This window comes from Gracilibacillus kekensis, assembly GCF_900143085.1.
GTDB lineage: Bacteria > Bacillota > Bacilli > Bacillales > Amphibacillaceae > Gracilibacillus > Gracilibacillus kekensis.
The window spans coordinates 288,806-301,962 of the sequence record NZ_FRCZ01000001.1; the positions used below are offsets into that span (position 1 = coordinate 288,806).

The window sequence follows — 13,157 nt, forward strand, 5'->3', positions numbered from 1 at the left end:
TTATACACCGTAATCGAATTCATCTGGATGGGGTCCGATTCGTTTGTTTTCATCCATGCTGGCCATTTTGTCCATATCCTCAGTAGTCAATTCAAAATCGAATATATCTACATTCTCTTGCTGACGTTCTTGATGAACAGATTTTGGTATGGTAATAATACCACTTTGATATTGCCAACGAACAATTACTTGCGACGGTTTCTTATTATGTTTTGCAGCAAGCTCTTGTAATACCGGATGATCAAAATAGCGAGCTTTGCCTAATGGAGCCCATGCTTCCACTTTGATATCGTGCTTTTCACAAAAATCTCTTACTGCCTTTTGTTGTAATTGTGGATGTAATTCTACTTGATTGGCAACTGGTTTAATTTCTGCTACTTTTAATAGCTCCTCCAAATGATGTGGTTCAAAATTACTTACACCAATTGCTTTCGCTTTTCCATCCCGGTAAATATCTTCTAACGCTTTGTACGTTTCAATGAATTTACCTGGCACAGGCCAGTGAACGAGATATAAATCCACATAATCCATTTGTAGACGTTCTAAACTTCGCTTAAAAGCTGCCTTTGTTTCGTCGTATCCTTGCTCATCGTTCCACACTTTTGTTGTAACAAAAATGTCTTTACGTGGCACATTACTATCTTTTATCGCTTGTCCAACACCCTCTTCATTACCATATAAGGATGCTGTATCAATATGGCGATACCCTAGTTCCAAAGCAGACTTCACCGCATGATACACTTCATCACCTGGCTCTGCCTTGTAAACACCTAGTCCGACTTGTGGAATTTCTGTACCATTGTTCAATTTCAAAGTTGAAGTTAAGCTCATTTCAGAAACGCCTCCTTAGTTTGTTATCAAGTACATCCCTATTTTATTAAAAACTTACTCTACTAGAAAGAAAAATGCTTAGTCATTTTCAGCTTGCTTTTTTATAATATCAATAACTTTTTCTTTTGCCTCACTTGATCGATAATTGTTCATTCTATCTTTTATGGCTAATTTCTCTTTTCTCAACTTTTGCAGAGCTTCTATTAATGAATCTGTTGTTAATTGTTCTTCTTCTAACACGTGAGCGTAACCTTGTTTTTTAAATGATTCTGCATTAACAATTTGATCCCCACGGCTAGCGTTTCTGGATAACGGTATTAGCAACATTGGCTTATTTAATGCTAAAAATTCAAAGATTGCATTTGCACCAGCTCGAGAAGATACTATATCGGTTATTGCTAACAAGTCCTTTAACTCCTCTTGCACATATTCATACTGGACATACCCAGGTTGTGTATATTGTTCATCAATATTATCCTTCCCACAAATATGTACAATTTGAAAGTCTTGTAATAATTGCTCCAGCCCTTCACGAATAGCTTGGTTAATCTTTTGTGACCCTGCACTTCCCCCCATTATAAGTAACACGTTTTTTGAACCGTTAAAACCTGTTAACTGAAACCCTCTTTCACGTATACCTGTAAATAGTTCTTCCCGTACAACAGCCCCTATCCATTCAGCTTTTTCTTCTGGTAAATATTTTAAGGTTTCAGGGAACGTTGCGAGTACTTTTTTTGCAAAAGGAATCGCCAGTTTGTTGGCAAGACCTGGTGTATAATCGGATTCATGAATAACAGCAGGAACGCCCTTTAATCGCGCTGCCACCAGAACTGGAACCGAAACAAATCCGCCTTTTGAGAAAATAACAGCAGGCTTCTTTTTGCCGATAATACGGTGAGCTTGCCATGTTCCTTTGAGCACCTTAAATGGATCTTTAAAATTTTCCTTAGAAAAATAACGTCTTAGTTTGCCGGTTGATATTGGATGGTAGGTGACACCTTCTATCGATTCAATTAATTCTTTCTCGATACCATCTTTCGACCCAATATAATCAATCGACCAACCTTCATTGAGGAACTCTGGTATGATTGCAAGGTTAACCATCACATGTCCAGCAGTTCCTCCTCCAGTAAAAATTATTTGTTTATCTTTCAAGATAATCTTCCTCTCTATTTGCGGTTTTTATGTTATAATCCTTCTACTATCTATGAAAAGGAAGTACGGTTATGTATCCAACGAAAACGTTACAAGAAAAAATACGACTCTTTATGATTATACTTATACCTATTCTCATCACGCAAGTAAGTATGTATGCGATGAACTTCTTTGACACGATTATGTCAGGAAAAGCTGGTGCAGCTGATCTAGCCGGCGTTGCGATTGGTTCGAGTTTATGGGTGCCCGTTCAAATGGGTGTTGTTGGTATATTAATGGCGATGTCTCCCATTGTAGCACAACTTACAGGAGCTAAAGAAGCAGACAAAATCCCCTTCACGGTGCAGCAAGGGATGTATTTATCAATAGCGCTCGGTGTAGTAGTAAGTATTGTAGGCGCGTTTCTTATTGATCCTATTTTATCGATGATGGATTTGGAAGACCGGGTTCGTCATGTGGCAAAGTATTATATTATTACGATCGGTTTAGGAATGATTCCATTTTTTATTTATAATTTATTGCGTTCCTATATTGATGGCCTGGGTCACACTCGAATCTCAATGGCAATCATTCTTATTTCCTTACCACTTAATATACTGTTTAATTATATATTTATTTTCGGGAAGTTAGGTTTGCCTGCATTCGGTGGAATTGGGGCGGGAATCGCTTCAGCATTAACTTTTGTGATTAACTTTCTATTATCAATTTGGATTGTTCATTATGTCCGTCCATTCCGGGAACATCGGATTTTCAGAAACTTTTTGAAGCCTGCTCTAAAAGAATGGCTCAGCCAGTTACGATTAGGGATTCCAATTGGATTTTCCATCTTTTTCGAAGTCAGCATTTTTTCTGCGGTCACTTTTATGTTAAGTGTGTATAGTACCAATACAATCGCAGCACACCAAGCAGCCATTAACTTCGCATCCTTCTTATACATGATACCTTTAAGTATAGCGATGACTCTAACCATATCAGTTGGATTTGAGGTAGGTGCAAAACGATTTATAGATGCTAAAGCCTATTCTTACTTAGGAATCTTGTCTGGAGTTATGATCGCATTTGTAGCAGGTGCGATCCTTTACATTTTCGATGATCAGGTAGCACGCTTATATAGCGAAAATCCTGAAGTGATCTCATTAACAAAGCAATTTTTGTTCTATGCGATTTTCTTTCAATTTGCTGATGCATTTGGTGCTCCTGTTCAAGGAATCCTTCGTGGATACAAAGATGTTAATATTACCTTTTGGATGTCGCTATTTTCCTATTGGTTAATCGGTCTGCCTAGTGGCTGGATTTTGGCTAATTATACAAGCTTAGATGCATTTGGTTATTGGTTGGGATTAATTGTGGGACTATCTGCAGGTGCGATTACCTTATTTGGACGAATGCAATATCTACAAAAGAAAATGATTAATAAATTTTCTTAGTAACACTAAAGGAGTAGCGGTATCGCTACTCCTTTAAATTCATTACAATCAGTCGTTCTTCTGTCATTTCCTCGATTGAATATTTTGGTCCTTCTTTTCCACTTCCACTGTCTTTAACACCACCATATGGCATTAAATCGACACGATATTGTGAGCCATCATTGATCATAAATCCTCCAACTTCGACTCGTTTAGCAGCATAATAGGCCGTATCAATATTTTGTGTAAAAATACCACCTTGCAAACCATAATCCGATTGATTTATTTCTTTTATACACTCATCTAAATCATTATAGCTGATAACACTAGCTACTGGTGCAAAAATCTCCTCACATACGACACGCATCTCTTTTGTTACATCAGTGATAATGGTTGGTTCCAACAATGCGCCTTTACGTTTTCCTCCATGAGCAATAGTCGCACCATCACTTACTGCTTCTTGAATCCACTTTTCTGCTCGTTTCGCTTCTTCTTCTGAAATCATGGGCCCAACGTCTGTTTCAGGATCGGATGGATCTCCTATTTTCAAAGCGGAGATTTGCTTCGTTAACTTTTCCATAAATGTATCTTTTATCGACTCATGAACATAGATCCGTTGAACGGAAATACAAACTTGCCCTGCAAAAGCAAACGACTGTGCCGCTAACGTTTTTGCCGCTAAATTAACGTTTGCTTCTTTATCAACGATAACAGGTGAATTGTTTCCTAGTTCAAGGATCAAACGTTTCAACCCTGTTTCCTGCTTTAGCTTCAGACCAACTTCGGCACTACCGGTAAAGGTATAAACAGCGATTCGTTCATCTTTCATCATCTGATTACCAACAGTTGAACCAGAACCTACCACAACTTGAAGTAAGCCTTTCGGTAGTCCAGCTTTGTCTAAAATCTCTGCAAGCTTCAAAGATGATATCGGCGTTTTACTAGCAGGTTTTAAAACAACGGCATTACCAGCTGCCAACGCTGGTGCTATTTTGTGTGCCACTAAGTTTAAAGGAAAATTGAAAGGACTAATTGCCCCTACTACACCCACTGGCACCTTTATTGTAAAAGCCATTCTATTTTCAGACCCTGGAGCAGCTTCAACTGGAACTCCTTCACCATGAATCCTTTTTGCTTCTTCTGCTGCTACCAAAAAGGTCTGTGCCGAACGGTCAATTTCCGTTCTTGCTTGTTTTAAAGGTTTTCCGGCTTCTTTCGTAATAATATTGGCTAACTCGTCTTTTTGTTCTATGATTAATTGTGATGCTTTGTGTAAGATTTGATATCTTTCAAAAGGCGATAGTTTGTCTCGTTCAAAGGCATGCCAAGCACCTGATATAGCTTGATCTACTGTTTCTTCATTCGCCTTTGCAACTTGTGCATACACTTCTTGAGAATATTTATCTAATACCTCTAGCGATCCATTTGAATTAATCCAATTTCCATCTATAAAAAGTTTATAGTTATTCATAATTAACACCTCTATTTTTATTCTACTTTTGTTATTCCACCTAGTTACTAACTTAAACCTTTTAAAAAGAGAAGCCTTATGTTATAAGACTTCTCTAGTAATTAATTTTTCATTTTACAGAAACAACCCTGCCATTGTTGCAGATAGAATGGAACCTAAGGTGGCACCGATTAATAGCTTCATACCAAACTTGGATACAGACGCTCCTTTTTCACTATCAATCCCTTGAACAGTACCTGCAATAATACCAATCGAAGAAAAGTTAGCAAAACTCGTAAGAAATACGGACACTACCCCAACCGTTTTATCAGAGAATTCGCCCATTACCGATTCCAACTCAATCATCGCTACAAATTCATTCGTAATTATTTTGGTACCCATTATACCGCCAGCTTGTATCAATTCGCCAGGCGCTATCCCCATTAAAAATCCAATTGGCGCAAGTACATATCCTAAAATTTCCTGCAGGGTCGTTCCTGCAAAAATAGAGGAAATAACCCAGTTGACTAATTCAAGTGAAGCGATAAAAGCAATTAACATGGATGCAACGATAAGTGCTATTTTACCACCATCTAATGCACCATTACCCATTGCTTCAAAGAAACTATTTGCATCAGATACATTTTTCACATCCACCTCATCGTCTTCCTTAGGAACATTTACAGGAGCGATAATTGATGCAATGATGAGAGAACTAAACATATTTAAAGGTATTGCCACTAACACATACTGTGCAGGTAGCATTTGAATATATGCCCCGATTATCGAAGCAGAGACCGATCCCATTGCAGAAGCACTGACAATGTATAAACGGTTATTATTTAAATGTCGAAATTGTGATTTTATTGCAATTATTGCTTCGGATTGACCAAAAAACATACTATTTACCGCATTAAAAGATTCGACTTTTGGTAAGCCAGTTATTTTAGAAATACCCCAGCCAATGTATTTAATAATAAATGGTAAAACCTTCAGGTACGTAAGAACAGACAAGATGGTAGAGAAGAAAATAATGATCAACAAGACATTAAAGAAGAATACAGAAGCATTCTCTTCTACAGTAAGCCCACCTAATACAAAGGCAACACCTTCTGATCCAAATTCGATTAGTTTATTAAAAACGTCAGAAATGAAATTAATTATTGCTTCACCAATAGGTGTCATAAACATAAACCAAGTCGTTAACACTTGTGCCAGTAACATAATTCCGACCCCAGTGAAGTTTACATTTTTCCGATCATTCGACATTGCATATGCTATGGCTAGTGCAATAATTATGGCTAAAAGTCCTAACAAAATACCCACAGATTTTCCTCCTTATAAAAACGTTATTACTTCTACCATACCCAATCACTGGCAGAAATAATCACATATTTAGAAGGAGTATGAACCATTATGAGTGTTTAAGATGACAATACAAACAGTAGTTTTATTCACACTGTTTTTTAGTAAAAATCACTACAAACAGTTGGCATTTTGATAAACTACGTTGATTGAAATGACTTAGCAACTTCTACTAACTTCTCTTTAGTTAAGGATTTTTTGCTGGGACGATAAATTAATTGATAAGTAATACCATTTTTCATCCATTTCAAGGTTTGTGAATAGGATTGGTTCTGGTAGTACCCTTTTATATCATCTGAAATTCGAATTTGATTATAGTCCTTTTGTTCCTCCATTTCACCATTGATGAATTGAATTGAGAATATATCATTTTCATTTGTGAACATGGTAATATCAAATGCATCCAGTCCATTTTCCTCTATTTGAAAACGATCTGTGACAAGAATTTCAGCAAGTACCGGAATGAAGGATGGTAATTCCGGGTTAAAATCTAAAACTTCGACAGCCTCTTCTATTTCATTTTTTTCATAGGAATGAAAACCCTCTGGGACAGCAGATTGGGTGTTACAACCTGTACAAACCAAAACAAACATAATGGCTGTGATTACTTGCTGAAAAAACCTCATATATATCTTCCTCCAATAAAGTGAGACTTCCATCAGTAGGAGTTTTAAAACTGCCACTAATTGCTAGCTTAACTTAGTCAGCTTCCGTTTTTTGTCGAATCTTGAACCATAAATTGTGGGAATTACGGACGTTTGCACCGAGATAAATACTTCGTATACTATTAGACGATATATGCAACTAAAAAGTTTCAAAAATAGCGACACTCTATCACAATTTTTCAAAAAATATTTACTCACCTATAACTTTATTAGTACTATTGTACTCCCTTTTATAATTCTTACACAATAGAAAACGTCGATACTATTTAGCATCGACGTTACTTTTATGAAAGAAATGCTTCATGGCATAAAACACATCTTCTTTATTACGTAATACATATTGTTTAAATCGTGGATGATCAATTTCTTTAAAAGCTTGCATTAAAGTGGAGTAACGATTATATTGGTTAACTTCTCCATAACAAAACATACTTGCGCTTTCTAATAATTGGTATACAGCTTCTAAAGACCTTCTATTATCAGAAGTTAGATTATCTCCATCAGAGAAGTGAAACGGATAAATGTTGTATTGACTTGCCGGATATTTTTCGTCAACTAATTCTAATGCTTTTCGATAAGCAGAAGAACATATTGTTCCACCGCTTTCTCCTTTGGTAAAAAACGACTCTTCATCGACTATTTTTGCTTCTGTGTGATGAGCTATAAATTCAACATCGACCGTTTGATATTTTTTTCGTAAAAAGCGAACCATCCAAAAGTAAAAACTTCTTGCTACATACTTTTCAAACTGACCCATTGAACCACTTGTATCCATCATCGCTAATACAACCGCTTTTGATTCAGGTTTTTCAATATTATCCCATGTTTTATATCGTAAATCATCCGGGTAAATGGGAGCGAAAGATGGCTTTCCTTCTAATGCATTTCTTCTGAAAGATGCAAGCATTGTTCGTTTTTTATCAATATTGCCAGTTAGGCCTTTTTTGCGAATATCTCGGAATTCTACGTCTGTAATCGTTATATTATCTTGTTCTTTCTCCATCAAATTGGGCAATTCTAATTGTGAAAAAAAGGTTTCTTCCACTGTCTCGAAATCTACTTCTGCTTCATAATAATCAACTCCAGGTTGATTACCGGCTTTCTCACCTTGTTGACTTTTCTTTGATTGTTGAGGGTCTTCAGCTACCACATCGCCTATTTTGCTTTCACCATCCCCTTGACCAACGTGTTTGTTTTTGGATTGACTGTAACGGATCTTATATTCATCTAGAGAACGTATAGGGATACGAATAATTTCCTTCCCTCGTGACATAATGATATTTTCTTCGCTTACGATATCTGGTAACTTCTTTTTAATTACTTCTTTAATTTTATCCTGATGTCGTTTCTGATCATCAAACCCTTTTCGATGGAGGGACCAATCTTCTTCAGCAATTACAAAGTTCGTATCTGTCATCCAATCCCACCTCCGCTTGTATATTTATTGTATGCAATGAAGCAAAGAATGATTAAGCATTTTTGCCAGAAATTTTATTAAGTAAGACTTCCGGAATCTTTCGTCATACTTTTGCTCATGGGAGTTTTAGCTATGAAGCTCAGATCCTTTCTTACGGACACTTTTTCACCTTTTCGTGTTTTTTGTCCGTAAGATCCTTTCTCATGGACACTTTTCCGTCTTTTCCTGCTTTTTGTCCGTAAGATCCTTTCTCATGGACACTTTTCCGTCTTTTCCTGCTTTTTGTCCGTAAGATCCTTTCTTATGTACAGCTTTTCGCCTTTTCGTGTTTTTTGTACGTAAGATCCTTTCTCATGGACAACTTTTCGCCTTTTCGTGTTTTTTTGTCCGTTAGACATCTTTCTAAGAATCCCCTCCACGATCTTGTCCAAAAAAAACACTCACCTAATGAATTAGGTGAGTGCTTAAGTATTAACCTTCTAGTAATAAATCATATGGATCTTCTAGTAATTGTTTGATACGTACTAGGAATTGTACAGCTTCTTTTCCGTCTACGATACGATGATCATATGAAAGTGCAATATACATCATTGGTCGAACTTCAATCGAATCATCTGGCATTGCTACAGGTCGCTTTTGGATCGTGTGCATACCAAGAATACCAACTTGTGGTGAATTTATAATAGGTGTGGATAGAAGTGATCCAAATATCCCTCCATTGGTAATTGTAAAAGATCCACCTTGTAAATCACTAAGTTGTAATTCTTTATTTTTTGCTTTTGTTCCTAATTCAGCGATTTCAGATTCAATTCCTGCGAAATCTAATCGATCTGCATCACGAACAACTGGTACAACTAAACCGTCGTCAGTAGATACGGCAATACCAATATCATAGAATTTCTTTTTGATAATTTCTTTTTCTTGAATCTCAGCATTTAAATAAGGGAAGTCTTTCAATGCACTAACAACTGCTTTTGTAAAGAAAGACATAAATCCTAATTTAATACCATGTTTCTCTGCAAACTTTTCTTTACGTTCACTACGTAAACTCATTACTGCTGTCATATCAACTTCATTAAAAGTAGTAAGCATGGCAGCATTATGTTGTGATTCTACAAGCTTACTTGCAATTGTTTGACGTCGACGGGACATTTTTTCTCGTTCTACCGGCTTATCAAATTCTTGCTTTTCATTAGAAGAATCCGCTTTTTTGTCTGATTTCGTTTGCTTTGGTTGTTCTTTAGACGATTTCGCAGAATGCTCGACATCTTCAGGACGAATACGACCTAATGGGTCACTAGGTGTGATCTCATTTAAATCAATCCCTAGCTCACGTGCTCGTTTTCTCGCCGCTGGAGATGCGACTACTTTTTGTTGTTCGCCTGCTTTTTTCGGTTCTATTTGTTTCTTAGCAGCTGGTTCTTCTTTTTTCGGTGTTTCTTTTTCTGGTTCCTCTGTTACTTCTTCTTCCGTGTTTGATTCAGATGAAGAACTACTTCCTGCTTCACCATTTTCATCAATTTTTGCGATGACTTCGCCTACTTCAACATCATCACCTTCACCTTTGACAAACTCAGTGATCACACCTGAGTAATCAGCATTTACTTCCACATTTACTTTATCTGTTTCCAGTTCACAGATGGGATCACCTTTCTCGACGGAATCACCCTCACTAACTAACCATTCCGCTATCGTACCTTCCGTAATGGATTCTGCTAATTCTGGGACTTTTATTTCCTTCATTTGGATTCTCCTCCTTCAGACAACTCTACTGCTCTTTTTACGATGCGACTTTGTTCCGCCTTATGAATATGTGAATCTCCGACAGATGGCGATGAACGCTCTGGACGACCTTCATAATGTAATTCTAATTGACTGTCTTCAATCATTCTAAACAGTAATTCTTTCACAAAATTCCAGGCTCCCATATTACGAGGTTCTTCTTGTACCCATACGATTTCTTCTAGATTACTACAGCCATCAATCACTTCTTGAATCTGCTTTTCAGGGAACGGATAAATCTGCTCTAATCTAAGCACATGTATGTTTTCGTATTTTTTCGGGCTCTCACTCATTTTTTCAGCAATATCTACCATAACTTTCCCTGTTCCTATTAGTAATCGTTTCGCTTTTGTAGAAGTTAGATCTAAGCCAGGTTGAGGCATCAATGGATTAAATTTGCCTTTTGAAAATTCTTCGATACTTGAAACTACTTTTGGACTACGTAATAAACTCTTAGGTGTTAAAACGATTAACGGACGTGCTGCCTCACTATCCGCCAATGCTGCCTGTCGTCTAATTAAATGGAAAAATTGTGCACTTGTCGTTACATTTGCTACAATCCAGTTATTTTCTGCTGCCATCGTTAAGAATCTTTCCACTCTCGCGCTCGAGTGTTCTGGACCCTGCCCCTCATATCCGTGTGGTAGCAGCATGACCATATTAGAGCGTTCATCCCATTTTGCACGGGCTGAGGAGATGAATTGGTCAAAAATAACTTGACCCGCATTGGCAAAATCGCCAAATTGCGCTTCCCAGATCACTAGAGTTTTTGGAGCCTTTACACTATATCCATACTCAAAACCTAATACCGCAGTCTCCGATAATGGACTATTATGAATATCAAAAGTGGCTTTTGCTTCATCTAGACCATGCATCGGGCAATACGTGTCACTCGAATCAACATCGTGCAACATTAAATGACGATGGGCAAAAGTTCCACGTTCAGAATCCTGTCCTGTAATACGAATTGGAATGCCATCTTGAAGAATCGAAGCATATGCTAGCGCCTCGCCGACTGCCCAATCCGCCTTTTCTTCTTTTTCAAACGTGTTATGTCGCTTAGATAATATCTTTTCGAGCTTCTTAAAGGATTGAAAACCTTCAGGACGTTTCAATAAACCTTTATTTAGAGAAAGTAGTAAATCCTTTGGCACCGCCGTTTCAATATCACTTAACCCTTGACGTAATGCTTGCGGAACAGGCATTGCTTCCGGATTTTCATTTACACTTTCTGTCATTTCATCATATATACCTTGTAATTTATTAAAAACAGCTTCTTTCATTTCTTCATGAGTATTTTCGTTTAAAACGCCTTCCTGTTGCAAGCGCTTCGCATAAACAGTAGCACATGTAGGATGTTTATCGATCGATTGATATAGTTTAGGTTGCGTTGCTCTCGGTTCGTCCATTTCATTATGACCGTAGCGACGATAACCGACTAAATCAATTAAGATATCTTTTCTGAACTTTTTGCGATAATCGTATGCCAACATTGCTGCTGAAATACAAGCTTCCGGATCATCAGCGTTTACATGGATAATTGGAACTTCAAACCCTTTAGCTAAATCACTGGCATATCTTGTGGAACGACCTTGACGTTGACCTGTCGTAAATCCAACAAGGTTGTTTGCAATTATATGCAACGTACCTCCTGTACTATATCCAGGTAATGCACTTAAATTAAACGTCTCTGCTACAACGCCTTCCCCAATAAATGCAGCATCCCCATGAATGAGAATACTAAAAGCTTTCTCAGGGTTTTGCTCCGGACTACCTTTTTGAAAACGAAAATCTTGTGCTGCTCTTGTAAAACCTTCCACCACTGGATTTACAAATTCAAGGTGGGAAGGGTTGTGTGCTAATGTAATTTTTGTTGGTGATGGTTTTTCTTCACCTACATCTCTTTTTGCACCAAAATGGTATTTAACGTCACCTGTCCAACCATATGTAATGGCTCTTGATCCAGGTGAAGACGGGACTAATTCCTTATCTGCTGAAGGATGAAACTCAGAAAATAATTTATCGTATGGCTTCCCTAAAATAGAAGTTAATACACTTAATCTTCCACGGTGAGCCATGCCCATTAATATTTCTTCTGTTTCATCATAAAAGGAATTTTGAACCATTCGGTCTAAGATCGGTACCATCATTTCTAAACCTTCAATAGAAAAACGTTTTTGTGCGACGAAGGTCTTTGCTAGAAAATTCTCAAATCCTTCGACATCGACAATTTTTCCTAGCAACTCTTTTTTCTCATCCTCTGAAAATGGAATACGATACTTCCCAGACTCAATGTTCTCTTGGAACCACAGTCGTTCATCGTCATTGTTTACATGGTCATATTCAAATGAAATTGTTCCTGCATATTGATCCATTAAATAATCAATGACCTGTTGCGCATTGACTACGCCTTGAACAGATGAATCCCAAACCCATTCAGACGGAATCGCTTCCAAAACCCCTTTAGATAAGTTGTAATGTTTTGGATCAACAAGTGTTGTATCACTTGATATTCCAGAACCTACAGGGTAAATCTTTGCTTTCAAATGTCCATAACGACGAATAGCCTCAACAAGCTTAATAGCTGAGGTTAATTGTTTTGCACTTATTTCAGATGAAAAGCCTTTACTGCTTCCTACCTCTGCTTGTTGTCCTTTAATTATTTCTGTTGGAGCTCCGTACTGATCAAACATTGCTTTTAGGGAAGGATCTACAGAGTCCTCACTTTCCAAATACAGGTCATACTGTTCTTGCACGTATCCCATATTGGGACCGTAAAATTTTTTCCAGAATCTCTCACTGGATTCCTGCTGTGTCACGTCTTATACCCCCATTAGAAGTCACTTTCTCCTGCTAAATTTAACTCCCATCCAAATGTTGTAACAATAAATCATTACATCAATTAATATAACCTATTTTACCTAGGGAAACAACATAAAAGTAGGGATTATTTAATTTCTTTTGTAAAAAGTTAAATTACTATAAAAAAAGCGATTAAAAGCTAGATTTTATCCGTTAAAAAACACATTATGATCGTTTATAAGAATTCTTTTTGAAAGAGATTTTCATTTTAAGCTTACCCCATT

At 37.2% G+C, this 13,157-nt stretch carries 9 protein-coding genes; 1 reads left to right on the forward strand and 8 read right to left on the reverse strand.

The window, feature by feature from the left end; genetic code table 11:
- Both BUC25_RS01500 and BUC25_RS01505 read right to left on the reverse strand, forming a co-directional pair.
- Entirely contained in the window at positions 1-831 is an 831-nt protein-coding gene (locus BUC25_RS01500) for an aldo/keto reductase (protein WP_073198995.1), read from the reverse strand.
- A gap of 78 nt (positions 832-909) precedes the next feature.
- On the reverse strand, positions 910-1,986 hold the full coding sequence (locus BUC25_RS01505; protein WP_073198996.1) for an undecaprenyldiphospho-muramoylpentapeptide beta-N-acetylglucosaminyltransferase: 1,077 nt from the start codon (positions 1,984-1,986) through the stop codon (positions 910-912).
- 71 nt (positions 1,987-2,057) lie between these two features.
- Between BUC25_RS01505 and BUC25_RS01510 the strand changes: the two genes are divergently transcribed.
- Positions 2,058-3,413, forward strand: a complete 1,356-nt coding sequence (locus BUC25_RS01510; RefSeq protein ID WP_073198998.1) for an MATE family efflux transporter — start codon at positions 2,058-2,060, stop codon at positions 3,411-3,413.
- Between the two features lie 25 nt (positions 3,414-3,438).
- Here the strand turns inward: BUC25_RS01510 and BUC25_RS01515 are convergent, their stop codons facing one another.
- The 6 genes from BUC25_RS01515 to BUC25_RS01545 all read right to left on the reverse strand — a co-directional run bounded on the left by BUC25_RS01515 (position 3,439) and on the right by BUC25_RS01545 (position 12,836).
- On the reverse strand, positions 3,439-4,863 hold the full coding sequence (locus tag BUC25_RS01515) for an aldehyde dehydrogenase family protein (RefSeq protein ID WP_073199000.1): 1,425 nt from the start codon (positions 4,861-4,863) through the stop codon (positions 3,439-3,441).
- A 114-nt stretch (positions 4,864-4,977) separates the two neighbouring features.
- Positions 4,978-6,168: a NupC/NupG family nucleoside CNT transporter gene (locus BUC25_RS01520; RefSeq protein ID WP_073199002.1), complete on the reverse strand. Its 1,191-nt coding sequence runs from the start codon at positions 6,166-6,168 to the stop codon at positions 4,978-4,980.
- 179 nt (positions 6,169-6,347) lie between these two features.
- Positions 6,348-6,833 (reverse strand): hypothetical protein, encoded by a 486-nt coding sequence (locus tag BUC25_RS01525; RefSeq protein ID WP_073199004.1) that lies wholly within the window; start codon positions 6,831-6,833, stop codon positions 6,348-6,350.
- 301 nt (positions 6,834-7,134) lie between these two features.
- The gene (yhbH, locus tag BUC25_RS01530; protein WP_073199006.1) at positions 7,135-8,289 is read right to left on the reverse strand and encodes a sporulation protein YhbH; all 1,155 of its coding nucleotides are present in this window, start codon (positions 8,287-8,289) and stop codon (positions 7,135-7,137) included.
- Positions 8,290-8,760: 471 nt separating this feature from the next.
- Positions 8,761-10,032 (reverse strand): 2-oxoglutarate dehydrogenase complex dihydrolipoyllysine-residue succinyltransferase, encoded by a 1,272-nt coding sequence (gene odhB, locus BUC25_RS01540; protein ID WP_073199010.1) that lies wholly within the window; start codon positions 10,030-10,032, stop codon positions 8,761-8,763.
- Positions 10,029-12,836, reverse strand: a complete 2,808-nt coding sequence (locus tag BUC25_RS01545) for a 2-oxoglutarate dehydrogenase E1 component (protein ID WP_244535132.1) — start codon at positions 12,834-12,836, stop codon at positions 10,029-10,031. Before BUC25_RS01545 ends, odhB begins: the two co-directional genes overlap by 4 nt.
- Positions 12,837-13,157 lie beyond the last annotated feature (321 nt).